Annotated in this window: 17 protein-coding genes; 8 read left to right on the top strand and 9 right to left on the bottom strand. The window is 62.3% G+C overall.

Annotation, left to right across the window (positions count from 1 at the left end; genetic code table 11):
- Window positions 1-190: 190 nt before the first annotated feature.
- A complete protein-coding gene (locus OVA12_RS12450) occupies window positions 191-358 on the top strand; it encodes a hypothetical protein (RefSeq protein ID WP_268137760.1) in 168 nt (55 codons plus the stop codon).
- Window positions 359-428: 70 nt separating this feature from the next.
- Here the strand turns inward: OVA12_RS12450 and OVA12_RS12445 are convergent, their stop codons facing one another.
- Window positions 429-977 (bottom strand): TetR/AcrR family transcriptional regulator, encoded by a 549-nt coding sequence (locus OVA12_RS12445; protein ID WP_268138699.1) that lies wholly within the window; start codon window positions 975-977, stop codon window positions 429-431.
- Window positions 978-1151: 174 nt separating this feature from the next.
- Here OVA12_RS12445 and OVA12_RS12440 point away from each other — a divergent pair, with 174 nt between their 5' ends.
- Window positions 1152-1913, top strand: a complete 762-nt coding sequence (locus OVA12_RS12440; protein ID WP_268137759.1) for an SDR family oxidoreductase — start codon at window positions 1152-1154, stop codon at window positions 1911-1913.
- Window positions 1914-1994: 81 nt separating this feature from the next.
- Here OVA12_RS12440 and secB read toward each other — a convergent pair whose 3' ends face one another.
- Window positions 1995-2474 (bottom strand): protein-export chaperone SecB, encoded by a 480-nt coding sequence (gene secB / locus OVA12_RS12435; RefSeq protein WP_268137758.1) that lies wholly within the window; start codon window positions 2472-2474, stop codon window positions 1995-1997.
- 171 nt (window positions 2475-2645) lie between these two features.
- Between secB and OVA12_RS12430 the strand changes: the two genes are divergently transcribed.
- The 4 genes from OVA12_RS12430 (at window position 2646) to OVA12_RS12415 (ending at window position 8463) form a co-directional block, all read left to right on the top strand.
- A complete protein-coding gene (locus OVA12_RS12430; RefSeq protein ID WP_268137757.1) occupies window positions 2646-4013 on the top strand; it encodes an ActS/PrrB/RegB family redox-sensitive histidine kinase in 1368 nt (455 codons plus the stop codon).
- Between the two features lie 50 nt (window positions 4014-4063).
- Window positions 4064-4621 carry an ActR/PrrA/RegA family redox response regulator transcription factor gene (locus OVA12_RS12425; RefSeq protein ID WP_268137756.1) on the top strand — a complete coding sequence of 186 codons (558 nt, stop codon included), beginning with the start codon at window positions 4064-4066 and terminating at the stop codon, window positions 4619-4621.
- 218 nt (window positions 4622-4839) lie between these two features.
- Window positions 4840-6669, top strand: coding sequence for an MliC family protein (locus OVA12_RS12420; protein WP_268137755.1), 1830 nt, complete (start codon window positions 4840-4842; stop codon window positions 6667-6669).
- Window positions 6670-6777: 108 nt separating this feature from the next.
- A complete protein-coding gene (locus tag OVA12_RS12415; RefSeq protein WP_268137753.1) occupies window positions 6778-8463 on the top strand; it encodes a methyl-accepting chemotaxis protein in 1686 nt (561 codons plus the stop codon).
- Window positions 8464-8541: 78 nt separating this feature from the next.
- Here OVA12_RS12415 and coaA read toward each other — a convergent pair whose 3' ends face one another.
- The 3 genes from coaA to hisF all read right to left on the bottom strand — a co-directional run bounded on the left by coaA (window position 8542) and on the right by hisF (window position 10760).
- Window positions 8542-9507 carry a type I pantothenate kinase gene (gene coaA, locus OVA12_RS12410; protein ID WP_268137751.1) on the bottom strand — a complete coding sequence of 322 codons (966 nt, stop codon included), beginning with the start codon at window positions 9505-9507 and terminating at the stop codon, window positions 8542-8544.
- Window positions 9508-9602: 95 nt separating this feature from the next.
- Window positions 9603-9926, bottom strand: a complete 324-nt coding sequence (locus OVA12_RS12405; RefSeq protein ID WP_106754429.1) for a phosphoribosyl-ATP diphosphatase — start codon at window positions 9924-9926, stop codon at window positions 9603-9605.
- 54 nt (window positions 9927-9980) lie between these two features.
- Entirely contained in the window at window positions 9981-10760 is a 780-nt protein-coding gene (gene hisF, locus OVA12_RS12400) for an imidazole glycerol phosphate synthase subunit HisF (protein ID WP_268137749.1), read from the bottom strand.
- A gap of 45 nt (window positions 10761-10805) precedes the next feature.
- Here hisF and OVA12_RS12395 point away from each other — a divergent pair, with 45 nt between their 5' ends.
- Window positions 10806-11543 carry a DUF3800 domain-containing protein gene (locus tag OVA12_RS12395; RefSeq protein WP_268137746.1) on the top strand — a complete coding sequence of 246 codons (738 nt, stop codon included), beginning with the start codon at window positions 10806-10808 and terminating at the stop codon, window positions 11541-11543.
- Between the two features lie 141 nt (window positions 11544-11684).
- On the opposite strand, the gene hisA is transcribed toward OVA12_RS12395, so the two are convergent.
- Complete coding sequence (gene hisA, locus OVA12_RS12390) at window positions 11685-12422, bottom strand: 1-(5-phosphoribosyl)-5-[(5-phosphoribosylamino)methylideneamino]imidazole-4-carboxamide isomerase (RefSeq protein ID WP_268137744.1); 738 nt, start codon at window positions 12420-12422, stop codon at window positions 11685-11687.
- A 365-nt stretch (window positions 12423-12787) separates the two neighbouring features.
- On the opposite strand from hisA, the gene OVA12_RS12385 reads away from it, so the two are divergent.
- Window positions 12788-13072, top strand: a complete 285-nt coding sequence (locus OVA12_RS12385; protein ID WP_268137742.1) for a hypothetical protein — start codon at window positions 12788-12790, stop codon at window positions 13070-13072.
- Window positions 13073-13092: 20 nt separating this feature from the next.
- Here OVA12_RS12385 and hisH read toward each other — a convergent pair whose 3' ends face one another.
- Genes hisH through hisB form a run of 3 tightly spaced genes read right to left on the bottom strand, consistent with a single transcriptional unit; the run spans window position 13093 to window position 14849 of the window.
- A complete protein-coding gene (gene hisH, locus OVA12_RS12380) occupies window positions 13093-13746 on the bottom strand; it encodes an imidazole glycerol phosphate synthase subunit HisH (RefSeq protein WP_268137740.1) in 654 nt (217 codons plus the stop codon).
- On the bottom strand, window positions 13743-14243 hold the full coding sequence (locus tag OVA12_RS12375) for a DUF2628 domain-containing protein (RefSeq protein ID WP_268137738.1): 501 nt from the start codon (window positions 14241-14243) through the stop codon (window positions 13743-13745). The genes hisH and OVA12_RS12375 overlap by 4 nt, the downstream gene beginning before the upstream one ends.
- Before the next feature lie 12 nt (window positions 14244-14255).
- Window positions 14256-14849 carry an imidazoleglycerol-phosphate dehydratase HisB gene (gene hisB, locus OVA12_RS12370; protein ID WP_161709522.1) on the bottom strand — a complete coding sequence of 198 codons (594 nt, stop codon included), beginning with the start codon at window positions 14847-14849 and terminating at the stop codon, window positions 14256-14258.
- Between the last annotated feature and the right edge of the window lie 166 nt (window positions 14850-15015).

Below are 15015 nucleotides of genomic sequence, written 5' to 3'. Positions count from 1 at the left end.
CAACTGTGGCCAGGCACGGCAGAGCCATGCACGCAACGCTGCCCAGACGCTCATTGTCGAGGGGTGCAAACGCACTCAGTGCGTGATTATCTGGCTAACAAGGGGACGGCGATGGTCCGTCCCGGTTTGGCTCCGGCGAACGGCCTGAAGAGGCACCGGCCGGGCCTCATATCCCCAAAAGGAGCATGTCATGCGCGAACCCGTTTCCGCCCGTCTTGCCCGCATCGGGCGCATTTTCAGTGATCATGCAGGCGACAGCCTGCCCGCGACGCCGCGCGGCCAGCGCAATGAACCCAGGGCAAGCCAGTTCGAAGTCTATCTTTCGGCGATGCTCGCCGGCGGTCTTGGCGGCCGCTAGACCCACCCGCTCTCGAGGGAACCGGGTCTGTGTCTTGATGGAAGGACAGAAGACTGCCGCGCAGCGGAGCTCAGGCCGGCGGTGTGCGCCAGTCTAGTCCGAGATAGCCGAAAGCCGCCCGCCGCAGGCGCAGGAACAGAGCGTCCATGTCGGTCTCGCCCGACATCGTTGCCGCCTGCGCCAGGCCATGCGTGATCGCGATCAGGTCAAAGGCCGTCTGGTCGACGTCTTCCAGACCATACTCCTGCAGCAAGCCCGTGATCAGAACGCGAATGCGCTGCTTCAGCTCCAGTGTCTCCGCGTCGAGCGGCAAACCCGTTTCCAGCTGCTCCAGGGCATGGGCCAGCTGAGGCCGTCGTGTGTGATGGTAGAGGCTTGCCTTCAGCACAGCTTCGACAGCCGCTGCAAAGGAAAGCCCGGCTGCTCCATCGATCGCACCCCGCAGATCTTCCAGCAACTCGGCGCGCAAGGCACGGATCAATCCGGCAAGGATGGCCTCCTTGGATGGATAGTACTGATACAGCGAGCCGATCGACACGCCAGCGCGTTCTGCGACGCGGTTCGTAGTGAACCGGGCGGTCCCGTCCTCTTCCAGAATGCGAGCTGCAGCCTCGTGGATCGCGTCGCACGTCTGCTCGGCTGCGATCCTGGCGCGGCTGTTTTCTGGGCTTCAAGGCCGTGCTCAAGATCGCTCCCGATTGCGAGTTGAGAAAAGTGAGTAATTACTCACATTTCTAGTGGCAGGTGTCCAGCACGAATGGCCGCGCCGGACCGAAGGCTACAGGAGGCTTGCATGTTTGAGATGTTCGATCTGTCTGATCGCACGGTTCTGGTCACCGGCGGAGCACGCGGGATCGGCCGCGAGCTGACGCGTCAACTGACAGGTCATGGCGCAAGGGTTCTGATTGTCGGCCGCAATGCCGATGCGCTCCAGAAGCTGGCGGCTCTCTACCCGGACCAGGTTTTCACGCTGGATGTGGACCTAGCCAATCCCGGAGCTGCCACAGCCATCGCGGGCTGGGTCAGGGAAGAGCATCCGGATTTGAGCGTCGTGATCAACAACGCCGCGATCATGCGTCATGATGATCTCACCGAACCTGCCGAAACGCGGGCAAGCGACATTGCCGAAGAGATCGCCATCAACCTGACAGCGCCTTTGCAACTGAGCAGCCTGCTCCTGCCAACGCTGGCGCGCTGCCCGCGGGGTGGGGCCATCGTCAACATCTCGTCCGGACTGGCGATCGCCCCCAAGAAGGATGCGGCGGTCTATTGCGCCACCAAGGCAGCCCTGTCGCACTTCTCGCGCGCCCTCAGGGACCAATGCCGGGCCAGGCACCTGAAGATCCGGGTGTTCGATGTGCTGATGACACTCGTCGACACCACGCTGTCGCGTCCGAACAAGATGCGGAAATACGCACCGGAAGCCGCCGCAAGCGATGTCCTGAAGGCGATCGCCCAAGGCCGGGAAGAGGTGCTGGTGGAAAAGGTGAAACTGCTTGCTGCCATAAACCGGCTCTCGCCGAGTGTTGCCCGGCACATGATGCGCGGAGCCTGAAGCAGCGGCATCAGACAGCAAAAACCCCTCCCCAGGTCATCGCCCGAGGAGGGGTTTTCATTTTCAGCGGGACTGTCGAGCTCAGTTGGCGCGCGGCGCTTCCTGGGACATGTTCTGGCGGTACAGCTGGGCGAAGTCGATCGGGTCCAGCATCAGCGGCGGGAAACCGCCGTTGCGCGTCGCATCAGCCAGGATCTGGCGTGCAAACGGGAACAGCATGCGCGGGCATTCGATCATGACGAACGGATGCAGGTGCTCCTGCGGCACGCCGGTGATGCGGAAGAAGCCGCCGTAGACCAGCTCGACGTTGAACATCAGGAAATCATCGCGCTCGGCGCGGGCGTTCAGCGACAGGACGACGTCGAACTGGCCATCGCCCATCGGCTGGGCGCTGACGTTGACGGCGATGTCGAGCTTGGGCTGGTCGCCCTGGGCCAGCGAACGCGGAGCATTCGGGTTCTCGAAGGACAGGTCCTTGATGTACTGGGCCAGGATGTTCATGCCCGGAATGCCGTTGTTGTCTTCCGGTGCGGCGGCGCCGCCGTCATTGATGTCGGTCATCGTCAATGGTTCCGTCTATCGCCTGCCACCCCGACCGGGGTGGCGCCTGAGTTTGCCCGCTGCGGCGGGGAGCCGGCAGAAGATCTTGTTCGGGTGGCTAGCACGTTCAAGACCGGCGAGACAAGAGGACAGGCCTTGCCATGGCAGCAAATCCGGCACAGGTATTGATCCATGACAGAACCTGCTGAACCCGGATTTCTCCTTGCCCACCGCCGGCTGAAACTCGACACCCTGGTGCGGTTGCGCTGGCTGGCTGTGGCCGGACAGACCGTTGCCCTGCTGATTGTCCATCTCGGTCTCGGCTACCCGCTGCCGGTTGCCCCTGCGTTCGCGCTTGTGGCGCTGTCCGCCTGGGTGAACGTGTTCCTGAAAATCCGTTCCCCGTCGGCGCTGCGGTTGTCCGACCGCTCCGCCGCTGTCCAGCTTGCCTATGACATCCTTCAGATGTGCGGGCTGCTCTATCTCACAGGCGGTCTGGGCAATCCCTTTGCCTTCCTGCTGCTTGCCCCGGTGATGGTATCGGCGACCGGCTTGTCCGGCCGCCTGACCCTTGCACTCGGCCTGCTGGCGACCGCATGCGCGACAGCGATTGCATTTTTCCACCTGCCGCTGCCCTGGCCAGACACGGCCGTCTTTGCGCTGCCTGTTGTTTATTCGGTCGGCATCTGGATCGCGCTGGTCTGCTCGCTTGCCTTCATGGCGGCCTATGCCTTCCGTGTGGCGGTCGAAGCACGCCAGCTTGCCGATGCCCTGGCCGCCAGTGAGCTGGTGCTGGCGCGCGAGCAGCATCTCAACGCACTGGATGGCCTTGCCGCCGCCGCCGCGCACGAGCTTGGCACGCCGCTCGCCACAATCTTCCTGACGGCGAAGGAACTCAGCCGCGAGTTCGAGCCGAGTGATCCACGCGCCGAGGATGTTGCCCTGATCCGCTCGCAGGCCGAACGGTGCCGCGATATCCTGCGCCAGCTGACGACCCTGTCCAGCGACAAGGACATGCACTTCCAGCGCATGCCAATGTCGCAGCTGATCGAGGAAGTGGTCGAGCCGCATCGCGGCTTCGGAATCGCAATCAAGGTCGCCATGAGCGGGGAAGGCTCCGAGCCCGTAGGCTCGCGCAATCCGGCGATCCGCTACGGCCTTGGAAATCTGCTCGAGAACGCCGTCGACTTTGCCAAATCGACCGTCCAGATCACCTGCAGCTGGGATTCCCGGACCGCGCGCATCATCATCACTGACGACGGACCCGGATTTTCCGCGGACGTATTGTCGCGGATCGGCGAGCCTTACATCTCGGCGCGCGGCGCGCGGAGTGCCGTCAACCATCCCGGTGGCGGCCTCGGACTTGGCTTCTTTATCGCGAAAACATTGCTTGAACGGACCGGTGCACGGCTGTCGATGGAAAACCGAGCCCCGCCCGAGACCGGCGCCATCGTGCGCATCACCTGGCCGCGCGCCAGCATCGAGGCACAGCGCAATATGGACCCGGCTTCGGATTCCGGCCATAACAGCTTTCATGGTCCCGGCACATTGCTGCCGTGAACCGGGAGGACGTTGCTTACGTAAACCCAGACAACAGGATCGCAGGACCCATGACTGACCCCGAGCTTCGCCAGATCGAGGCTGACGACAAGAGCCTCCTGATCGTTGACGATGACAAGGCCTTCCAGACCCGGCTCGCCCGGGCCATGGAAAAACGAGGCTTTCTCACCGACACCGCTGAAGGTGTTCGCGAAGCGGTGGCCAAGATTGCGGCATCTGCTCCGGCTTTCGCCGTGGTGGACATGCGCCTGGGTGATGGCAGCGGACTGGACGTCATCGAGGCCCTGCGCCAGCACCGCCCGGATGCCCGGGCCGTGATCCTGACCGGATACGGCAACATTGCCACCGCCGTCACGGCGGTGAAACTTGGGGCAATTGACTATCTGTCGAAGCCTGCCGACGCGGATGACGTGTTCGTGGCGCTGACCCGCGAAGGCGACGAAAAGGCCATCCCGCCGGAAAACCCGATGTCCGCGGACCGTGTGCGCTGGGAGCATATCCAGCGGGTCTACGAAATGTGCGAGCGTAACGTGTCTGAAACGGCGCGCCGGCTCAACATGCACCGCCGGACGCTTCAGCGCATCCTCGCCAAACGCGCGCCCCGATGACCGTCAGGGCGCGACCGCAAGCTTCGCGCCAGCCTGACCGGTAACCCTGCCGCCAAATGCTCGCCACGTTCTGATTTTACAGCGCGGCAATCACATGTATCGGGCTTGTCCTGCTGCATGTGTTCTTGCGTCTGTTTGTGCCCGGCGGCTAAATGCCGCGACAGGAAACGCGGGTTCAAGCGATGGTGAAATCCGTGCGGATTTGGTGTGAGGGGCGGATGCGGTTGAACGGTTACTGCGCAACGACGAACCTGGATTCGCAGACGTTTCTGGCGCGCGGGCGGCTCGCCCCGGCCAAGGCCGGGCTCACTGCCGTGCTTGCCGTGATCCTGTGTTCGACAGGAACGGCCATCGCCCAAACCCCGCCCAAGGAGATGCGAGTCCAGGTCGTACCGGCCGAGCCGGGCATCCGCTCGATCCTCGTCAACAAGCGCTATCGCCCGATCATCTCACGCGGCATCGAAGGAGCCGTCGTCGAGACCGTCACCGGCAACGTCGATCCTGGCACAGTGGGCTGTCAGGTCGATCTCGAGATTACCCTTGAAAACAGCCGCGTGCTGCGCCGGGCTGCCGACATCTGCGGCTCTGGCGGTACGGTTGTTGTCGACGTCAACAAGGACCCAGGCCTCGGCCGGCCACGCGTCGTTGGCACAGATGCGGCGCCGGTGGCACCGTCTCAGCCCGCTGCCGCCTCGACCACGCGCCAGCCTGCAGAGCCTGCAACACAGCCTGCCCAGTCAAAGGCACCCGCGGAAGCCGGATCGGCGGCTGTCACTGTGCAACAGCCAGCCCAGGCACCTGCCCAGCAATCTGCCCAGCCGACGGCTCCAGCCGCGCCCGCACAGGCCCAGTCACAGGTACAGTCTCAGGCACAGGCACCGGGGCAGGTGCCTTCCGTTGTCACCGAAGCCCTCACACGCCAACCGGATGCGCAGCAGCCCTCGGTTGGCGCCCTGCCAGCAACAATTCCGGGCGCCGCACCAATCGTTCCAATTGCGCCGGTCGAACGCATATGGAGCACAACGGGCACACAGCTTGGCTCGAAGACCGCAGGCCTGCTTCACGCCTCAGCGCAGGGAACGGACCGTGACTTTGAGGCCAGCTGCACGCCGCAGTCGGGCTTTGCGACGCTACGTGTGGCCAGGGTTTCGCCGCGCATCACGCCCGGCAGCACGGTACCGGTCGCGATCCGGGCGGAAGAGTTTTATGCCACCTATGACGCGGTCGGGACCACGCCTGGTAATGGCGCCGGCAGCTGGCCCGAGTTTACCGTGAGCCTCACCGATCCGTTGTGGGATGCCATGGCGCGCAAGTCGCAGCTGGAAGTCATCATCGACGGCCAGACGGAGGCGATCTCACTGAAGGGAAGTGCGCAACCCGTCCGCCTCTTCACGGCAACCTGCGCCGAACCGCAAAAGATCGTTGAGGAGAGCCAGGATCCGGCCCTCGCAGGGGCAGGCGAACTGTCCTGCGCGGAGTATGGATCTGTCCGCTCGCTGGACGGCGGTTTTCGTGGACGCATGGTGTTCCGCAACGCGCGCTCGGAACCGGTGGACGTCTCCTGGATCGACTATTCCGGCGGCCAGCGTTTCTATGCAAGGCTGCTTCCTGGACAGGTGCTGGACCAGGAGTCCATTCTGTCCAACGCGTGGCTGGTCACAAATGCCGGTGGCCAATGCCTTGGCCTCTACGTCAGCCGCGCGCCGCGTCAGGATGTCGTGATCGGCAATCGTGCGTCCGGTGGTGCCAACACATCAGCCACCCTTCCGGCGCCGCTGCCAACTGGCCCGCTTCCGCCTGCGCCGGTCGGCGGTGTCGACCCTGTCAACTATCTCTGCACGGCCGGGATCGATCTTCAGGTGCTGTTCGACGGCACACGAGATGTTGCCGTAGTGACCGAGTTCGGCCAGATCTCGGTTACGTTGCCGCGCGTTCCGAGCGGATCCGGATTCCGCTACGAAAGCAATGGCTATAGCTTCGCCGGGCAACGCGACAACGCGACCTGGTCGCGGCCAGGCCTCTATGACGCATTCTGTGGTCGAAACTAGATGCGAGCTAACGATCAGTCGCATCTTTATCTTTTCCATAAGAAAGGAAGTATTTACCTCTGACACCGAGAGTTCTTCTAGGGAAGAAACGACTCGGAAGCCACGAAGATGTCCTTTACGCGCCTGCCGCTGGTTTGGAAGATCTCCATACCTATCGTCACTATTTTTGCCTTCACGGTTGTTCTCGGCCTCGTCAGCCTGAATTCGCTCAGCAAAGCAATGCTGGATGAGCGTTTGCATTCAATCCGCGAGCTGTCCAAGGCATCGCAGGCCATTGCAGGCGCATATCACGCAAAGGAAACAAGCGGTGAGCTAACCCGCGACCAGGCGCAAGCAGCGGCAAAGCAGGCCATCGGTGCAATTCGGTTCGACGGCGACAACTACATGTTTGTCTACGACGAGACGGGCAAGAACCTCGTTCATGTGAATGCAAAGCTCATCGGCACCGACATGAGTGGCGTCCAGGACCAGAACGGCACCCGGATCGTGATGGAGCTGGTCAAGGCTGCGCGGGCGGGCGGTGGATCACTTCTCTATCCGTGGCCGCGCCCAGGAAGCGATGTTGCTATCGACAAGTGGGGCTGGGCCGAAGGTTTTGCGCCTTGGGGCTGGATGATCGGGACCGGCGTTTACGTTGACGATCTGGATGCAGCATTCTGGAACCAGGCGATGGTGATCGTCGCGATTGCAGCAATCGGTGCGCTGGTCGCCGGACTGATTGCTTTCGCTGCAGTGCGCAGCATCGGTCGTCCGATTGCCAACCTGACGGCCAACATGCGCCGACTTGCAGATGGGGAAAGCAACATCTCCATCGAAGGCTCGGATCGCGGCGACGAAATCGGCCAGATGGCAGCTGCCATGGAAGTGTTTGTTCGCAACGAGCAGGCTCGCAAGGCGTTGGAAAGCGATCAGCTGGCCCGCCAGGAAGATGCTGCCCGCCGTGGGTCGGAAGTCCAGCGCCTGAGCGCCGATTTCGACAGCCAGATCACCGCCATGATGGGTGTCATCGAACAGTCGGTGAAGAAGCTGCAAGACGCCTCGCACGAGATGATCCGCGGCGCAGAGCAGACCACCCGTCAGACTGGCTCGGTGACATCGGCCTCCGAACAGGCGGCCCGGAACGTCGAGACCGTGGCCGCCGCAGCTGAGGAACTCTCTGCCTCCGTCGCCGAGATCCGCCGCCAGGTGCAGCAGTCGACCCAGATCGCCTCGAAAGCCGCATCGGAAGCCAGCTCCACCAACAAGCGCATGAACGGCCTGTCGGAAGCTGCTGGCCGCATCGGCGAAGTCGTCAACCTGATCCAGGCAATCGCCGAGCAGACCAACCTTCTCGCGCTCAACGCCACTATCGAGGCGGCACGTGCCGGTGAAGCCGGTCGCGGATTTGCCGTCGTGGCCGCTGAGGTGAAGGAGCTGGCCAACCAGACTTCCAAGGCGACCGAGGAAATCTCCAGCCAGATCTCCGCGATCCAGTCGGAAACCGAGAAAGCCGTGCATGCGATCTCGTCGGTCACACAGATCATCGACCAGATGAACGAAATCGCAGGGTCCATTGCCTCTTCCGTGGAAGAGCAGGGCGCGGCGACGTCCGAGATTGCCCGCAACGCCACCGAAGCCTCGCGCGGCACGATGGAAGTGACCACCAATATCTCGGAAGTCTCGCGCGCGGCTGAAACCACCCGCATGACGGCAGGCACGGTGGATGCCGCCGCCCAGCAGCTCGAACAGAATGCCGGCCAGCTCCGCCGCCAGGTTGCCGACTTCCTTGGCGGCGTCCGCCGCCAGGCTTCCTGACAACCATACCGCCTCAAACACAAAGCCCCGCCGGCATGACACCGGCGGGGCTTTTGCTATCGGGGTTGAGGTCAGCAGTCAGATCTTGCGCAGGGCGACCTTGGCGATGCCGTGGCTTGCATCCTTGGTCAGGATCAGGTCAGCGCGGGGCCGGGTCGGGAAGATGTTCTCGCGCAGGTTCTGGAGGTTGATGTTCGTCCAGATGCTCTTGGCCTTGGCCAGCGCTTCGTCATCCGTGATGCGCGAATAGCGATGGAAATAGGAATTCGGGTCACGGAACGCGGTTTCGCGCAGGCGCATGAAGCGGTCGATATACCACTTCTCGAGGATGTCCTCGGGAGCGTCGATGTAGACCGAGAAATCGAAGAAGTCGGAGACGAAGGGCACGGCGCGGCCATCCTTTGGCAGTTCGCGCGTCTGCAACACGTTGAGCCCCTCGACGATCAGGATGTCCGGCTTGTCGACGGTCACGGTCTGTCCGGGCATCACGTCATAGTAAAAGTGGGAATAGACCGGCGCCGAAACGTTTCGCTTTCCTGCCTTGATGTCCGACAGGAATTTAAGCAGCGCCGGACGGTCAAAGCTCTCCGGGAAGCCCTTTCGCTGCATCAGGCCTTCCTGTTCCAGCACCGCATTAGGAAACAGGAAGCCGTCTGTGGTGATCAGATCGACCTTCGGGCTCGCAGGCCAGCGCGCGAGCAGGGCGCGCAGGATGCGGGATGTGGTCGACTTGCCGACGGCAACCGATCCGGCAATGCCGATGATGAAGGGCGTCTTGCCCTCTTCAACGTCGAGAAACCGCTTGGTCGCCTGATGCAGGATCAGCGTGGCTTCAGCGTAATAGGCCAGCAGACGCGACAGCGGCAGATAGACGCTTTCGACATCTGCCATCGAGATGGGATCATTGAGACCACGCAGCTCGTTGACCTCGACGGCCGTGAGGGTCATCGGGGTGTCGGCGCGCAGATGCGACCACTCGTCCTTGGTGAAGACCCGGTAGGGCGAAAGGTCCATGCTGTCAGCGCGGGGGGCGGTCTGGTCCATCGCAAGTTCCGGTTTCAGGCGTATGTATCGTACGGGTTCATGGCCGTGTCCCGGGCCAGCGGTCCGGGGTTGCTGCGGACTTCCCGCGACAGGAATCAGTCCGCCGGGCGCGATGCCTTTTCCTCAAGCCCGGTGCGTCCGGTCCGCGAGGCCAGTTCCGCCATGACGGCGGACAGGGGCACATCACAAACCTTGAGCACCACGAGCAGGTGGTACAGCAGGTCGGCTGCCTCCCCCGTCAGGCCCTCGCGGTCGCCCTGGACAGCAGCAATCGCCGCTTCCACGGCTTCCTCGCCCAGTTTCTGGGCGCATTTGCCGACACCCTTGCCGACCAGCTTGCGGGTGTAGGACGCCTCGTCCTCGCTGGCCGCACGGGTGGCAACGATGGCGTCGAGGTCGGCCAGGGTAAAGGCGGTCATCTGATCAGCGTCTTTTCTCGTTTGGGAAAGTCTTACACCGGATCTTTTCGCAAATCAGGTATCCATTCGCATAGGTATCCCAGCGGCAGCCATATGCGCCTTGGCCTCTGCGATGGTGTAGGTGCCGAAGTGGAAGATCGAGGCGGCCAGCACGGCGGTGGCGTGGCCATCGCGCACACCGTCTACCAGATGATCAAGCGTGCCGACGCCGCCCGAGGCGATCACCGGCACTGGCACCGCATCTGCAATCGCGCGGGTCAGCGGGATGTTGTAGCCGGCCTTGGTGCCGTCGCGGTCCATCGAGGTCACCAGCAGCTCGCCGGCGCCCAGCTCCACGACCTTGCGGGCAAACTCGACCGCGTCGATGCCGGTGGCGTTGCGACCGCCATGGGTGAAGATCTCGAAGCGATACGGCTCGCCCTCGGCACTGACCTGCTTGGCATCGATGGAGACAACGATGCACTGCGAACCGAACTTTTCGGCCGCCTCGCGCACGAAGTCCGGATTGGTGACGGCAGCGGTGTTGATCGACACCTTGTCCGCGCCGGCGTTGAGCAGCTTGCGGATGTCTTCCACCTTGCGCACGCCGCCGCCGACAGTCACCGGCATGAAGCAGGCCTCGGCGGTGCGGCGCACCACGTCATAGATGGTATCGCGGCCGTCGCTGCTCGCCGTGATGTCGAGGAAGCAGAGTTCGTCGGCGCCGGCAGCGTCATAGGCCTTGGCGGCCTCCACCGGATCGCCGGCATCGACCAGATCGACGAAGTTGACGCCCTTGACGACGCGGCCGTCCTTGACGTCGAGACAGGGGATGATGCGGGCCTTGAGGGTCATGCGCGGGCCTTTGCATTTTCATGGCCACGCAGATATGGAATCTGAATGGCAGAGGCAGACAGCTCTTACATCTTCTATGCAGACGAAAGCGGTGATCATTCGCTGACGTCCATCGACGTGAACTTTCCAGTTTTTGCCTTGTCGCTCTGTGGCTTCAAAAAATCAAGCTATTGCAACCAGATCGTTCCCCGCTTCCAGCGGATCAAGTTCCGCTATTTCGGCCATGATGCGGTCATTCTGCACGAGCACGAGATCAGAAAGCAGAAGGGCGATTTCAGGCTTTTCACTGATCAGAGGCTGCGCGAAAGCTTCCTGCAAGATGTGTCAGACTGCATCGAGGCTTCGTCCTTCCGGATCGCCGGATGCGTCATCCTGAAAAGTGAGCTGAAGCTGGATTTCTTTCCGGACAATCCTTACGCCATCGCTCTCGGGGTCTGTCTTGTGAAGGTTTACCAGTTTCTCAAGGCGAAGAAGGAAGCCGGCAGGCGGACGTTCTTCATCTTCGAGAAGCGCGGGGCACGTGAGGATCAGGAGCTGGAACTGGCCTTTCGCCGGATCATTGCCGGAGACAACCAGATCCGGAAGCCAATGCCCGGCTTTGAGGTGATTTTTCTCGACAAGAAATCCAATTCAACGGGTCTACAGATTGCCGATCTAACCGCCCGGCCCCTGGCCCTCAGCGTTTTCCGCAAGGATCAGCCGAACCGGGCCTTCGAGATCCTGTCCCAAAAGATGATCGGCGGCATATCCCTGGATGCGAAGGGACGTGGAACCTTCGCCTGAAAAGCGAAAGGCCCCGGATTACTCCAGAGCCTGACGCCGACCGGGAACCCCCAATCCATTTGGATCAAAGATAAGGGATTTTCAGATTTTGTCAAGCCTTTTCATAGACTTAAGCAAACAGTTCCAACCCCTTCATCTGATTCAGCTTTCCCTTGCCGCCCGGATCAACCGCATCGCCTCGGCCGGGTCGAGCCGGCCGTCATAGAGCGCGCGGCCGGAGATCGCGCCCTCGAGGATCGCGCAATCGGGCTCCAGCAGGCGATGGATGTCGTCGATGGAGGCAAGCCCGCCCGACGCGATCACGGGGATAGAGACTGCGCGGGCGAGTTCCAGCGTCGAGGGGATGTTGAGGCCCTTCAGCACGCCGTCGCGGTCGATGTCGGTGTAGATGATCGCCGACACGCCGGCGTCCTCGAAGCGGCGGGCGAGATCGACGGCTGTGAGTTCCGAAGTCTCGGCCCAGCCCTCGACGGCCACATGGCCACCGCGGGCGTCGATGCCGACGGCAACCTTGCCCGGAAAGGCCTTGCAGGCCGCCTTGACGAGCTCCGGATCACGCACGGCCACCGTGCCGAGGATGACGCGGGCGATGCCCTTGGCAAGCCAGGCCTCGACATGGGCCAGCGTGCGGATGCCGCCACCAAGCTGCACCGGGTTCTTCGTTGAAGCCAGAATGGCGTCCACGGCGTCACCGTTGCGGCTCTCGCCGGCAAAGGCGCCGTTGAGGTCGACCACATGCAGCCATTCGAAGCCCTGGTCCTCGAAGGTCTTGGCCTGGGCGCCGGGATTGTCGTTGAAGACGGTGGCCTCGTTCATGTCGCCGAGCTTCAGGCGAACGCACTGGCCGTCCTTGAGGTCAATGGCGGGGAAGAGAATCATACTACGCTCCGTGCCTCTTTTGTTCTTTTTGACCGGCTTTTTCCACAACCGCAGAAAATACGCTGCAATCGAAATCTGAATAAATATTTGAAAATATTATAATTTCCCGCTGATGCCCTACTGCCTTGCATGAAGGCTTTCAGTATAGGCATCGCGACCGACTCGCCATATGATCTTAGTTTGTAGAAATCAAAAGAAAAGTCGGGATTCCGGCCCGACTTTTCTTGCCCGACCAACATAAGAGCACTGGCGGGCGTTGCACTTGTAAATGCGTCTATGACGGAATCATACCCATCTCGGGCCGTCAATATGGAAATTGTATGCAACTTGGTTCCAGTGCCCTGGCTCAGAATACGAGGTAGCATATGAGTGCTGGTAAGTTGACTGAAGATGAAGCCATAGCGGGTACCATTGAACGATGGCAAGGGAGAAAAGTCCGTGAGCTTGTCGCCAAGTACGGAGTTGATCCGCGCCGTTGGTATGAGGTTTGGCAAGGGAAAGTACACCCTGAAGCGCTTCCAAAAGCATACAAAAAGCTTTGCCAAATTGACCCTACGCTTTCTAAATCCATAAATCCGAGTCCAAGCAAGCCAAGATTTAAGGTAATGGCGATACCTCAGGACCGTGATCAGCTAGATTTGTTCGAGTAAGAAAATCCCAACTGGGCGCCTCAGGGCGCCCAGTCCAGGAAATTGGCGATCAGGCCGAGGCCAAGCCGCTGGCTCTTTTCCGGGTGGAACTGCGTGCCCACCATGTTGTCGCGTGCCACCATGGCGGTGAAGGTGCCGGCGTAGTCGAAAGTGGCCAGCCGATGCTCGTCCTTCGTGCAGGCGAAATGGAACGAGTGGACGAAATAGGCGTGCAGGCCATCGGGGCCAACATCGAGACCCTTGAGAACCGGATGGCTCTGCGGACGAACGGCAATCGTGTTCCAGCCCATATGCGGGATCTTGAGCGCCGGGTCTGAGGGCTGCATGGCCGCGACATCGCCCGGGATCCAGTCGAGGCCGGCCACGGTCTCGAACTCGAGCCCGCGCGAGGCCATCAGCTGCATGCCGACGCAAATGCCGAGGAACGGCCGCCCCTTGCTGCGGACGGCTTCTTCCAGCGCCTCGGTCATGCCAGAAACAGCGTCGAGACCTCGGCGGCAGTCAGCATAGGCGCCAACGCCCGGCAGCACGATGCGGTCCGCCTTCGCGACCCGGTCCGGATCGGCGGTGACGAACACATCCGGCACGCGCGCGTGCTCTCGGGCCGCGCGCTCGAAAGCCTTGGCGGCGGAGCGCAGGTTGCCGGAACCGTAATCGATGATGGCAACGCTCAACGGATGCCTCCCTGGCCAAGCGTGAGACCGACGACCGGCTGGGTGCCGATGCGCGGAACGATGCCGCCAGCAGGCGCAGACGGGCGGGGGGAAACGGGACGCGGGGTCTGCGTGCCCATGAAGTAGCGGATTTCTGCTTCCTCGGCGGTGTCTGCGGCGACGACCGCCGCAAAGCGGTAGCCGCGCCGCTCAAGCTGCCAGCGGCGCAGGGTGCCGGCCTCGAAGCCGATCAGCAGGCTGGCGCAGAAGGCCGCAATGCCAGGAACAGAATTGCCGAGCGCCAGCGTGCCGAGCTCAAGGCCCAGCGTCAGCACCAGATACCCGAGAAACGGCAGCCAAAGCCGGTTCCACAGCATCCAGAGCCCGGAAAAGACGAAGGCCGGGGCCGAAAACCCGTCGCGCACGAACACGACCCGCTCCGCCGCACGCGGCGACGGCAGGCCGGACGGCGCGACCGCATCCGCTTCGGGCGGAAGCATCACCATGTAAACGCTCATGTCTCGCCTCGTTCAGCCGCCGAGCTGGCCCTTGGTGGTGGGAACGCGGCCGGCCTGGCGCGGATCGACCTCGATGGCCTTGCGCAGGGTCCGGGCCACCGCCTTGAAGCAGGTTTCGGCAATGTGGTGGCAGTTGGAACCGTAGAGATTGGCGATATGCAGGGTGATCCCGGCATTCATGGCGAAGGCGCGGAAGAATTCCTCGAACAGCTCCGTGTCGAAGTCCCCGACCTTCGGGCGCGGGAACTCGACCTGCCAGACAAGGAAGGGCCGGCCCGACACATCCAGCGCGCAGCGCGTCAGCGCCTCGTCCATGGCCAGATGGGTGTCGGCATAGCGGGTGATGCCGGACATGTCGCCCAGCGCCCGCGACAGCGCCTGACCGAGCGCGATGCCGACATCCTCGACCGTGTGATGAAAATCGATGTGGGTGTCGCCCTCGGCGCGGATCTTGATGTCGATCAGCGAATGTCGCGCAAGCTGTTCCAGCATATGGTCAAAGAAACCGACGCCCGTCGCCACGTCATAGGCGCCGGTGCCGTCCAGGTTGATCTCCACCTCGATGCGGGTTTCCTTGGTGTTGCGCGAGATCGTCGCTGTGCGCATCTGTCGTCCTTCCCTCGGCCGGTGAGGAGCACCGGCGAAACCGCGGTGTTTTAGCAGGCGCGGGAAGCCATTGAAACAAAAATGGACTGACCGGTCCATTGGCCGCAAGAACCGGAAAGGACCGGCTTGCTTTCCCTGCTGCTGCACGCAAACGACTGGCGGAAGC

Origin of the sequence: Pannonibacter sp. SL95 (assembly GCF_026672425.1) — a bacterium.
Taxonomy (GTDB): Bacteria; Pseudomonadota; Alphaproteobacteria; order Rhizobiales; family Stappiaceae; genus Pannonibacter.
The sequence above is the reverse complement of the archived record's forward strand: the minus strand, read 5'-3'. Positions and strand labels throughout refer to the sequence as shown.

Bases quoted from the DNA above. Each gene is read 5' to 3' on its own strand.
- OVA12_RS12450 (WP_268137760.1), top strand. From the start codon at position 191: ATGCGCGAACCCGTTTCCGCCCGTCTTGCCCGCATCGGGCGCATTTTC.
- OVA12_RS12440 (WP_268137759.1), top strand. From the start codon at position 1,152: ATGTTTGAGATGTTCGATCTGTCTGATCGCACGGTTCTGGTCACCGGC.
- secB (WP_268137758.1), bottom strand. From the start codon at position 2,474: ATGACCGACATCAATGACGGCGGCGCCGCCGCACCGGAAGACAACAAC.
- OVA12_RS12430 (WP_268137757.1), top strand. From the start codon at position 2,646: ATGACAGAACCTGCTGAACCCGGATTTCTCCTTGCCCACCGCCGGCTG.
- OVA12_RS12425 (WP_268137756.1), top strand. From the start codon at position 4,064: ATGACTGACCCCGAGCTTCGCCAGATCGAGGCTGACGACAAGAGCCTC.
- OVA12_RS12420 (WP_268137755.1), top strand. From the start codon at position 4,840: ATGCGGTTGAACGGTTACTGCGCAACGACGAACCTGGATTCGCAGACG.
- OVA12_RS12415 (WP_268137753.1), top strand. From the start codon at position 6,778: ATGTCCTTTACGCGCCTGCCGCTGGTTTGGAAGATCTCCATACCTATC.
- coaA (WP_268137751.1), bottom strand. From the start codon at position 9,507: ATGGACCAGACCGCCCCCCGCGCTGACAGCATGGACCTTTCGCCCTAC.
- OVA12_RS12405 (WP_106754429.1), bottom strand. From the start codon at position 9,926: ATGACCGCCTTTACCCTGGCCGACCTCGACGCCATCGTTGCCACCCGT.
- hisF (WP_268137749.1), bottom strand. From the start codon at position 10,760: ATGACCCTCAAGGCCCGCATCATCCCCTGTCTCGACGTCAAGGACGGC.
- OVA12_RS12395 (WP_268137746.1), top strand. From the start codon at position 10,806: ATGGCAGAGGCAGACAGCTCTTACATCTTCTATGCAGACGAAAGCGGT.
- hisA (WP_268137744.1), bottom strand. From the start codon at position 12,422: ATGATTCTCTTCCCCGCCATTGACCTCAAGGACGGCCAGTGCGTTCGC.
- OVA12_RS12385 (WP_268137742.1), top strand. From the start codon at position 12,788: ATGAGTGCTGGTAAGTTGACTGAAGATGAAGCCATAGCGGGTACCATT.
- OVA12_RS12375 (WP_268137738.1), bottom strand. From the start codon at position 14,243: ATGAGCGTTTACATGGTGATGCTTCCGCCCGAAGCGGATGCGGTCGCG.
- hisB (WP_161709522.1), bottom strand. From the start codon at position 14,849: ATGCGCACAGCGACGATCTCGCGCAACACCAAGGAAACCCGCATCGAG.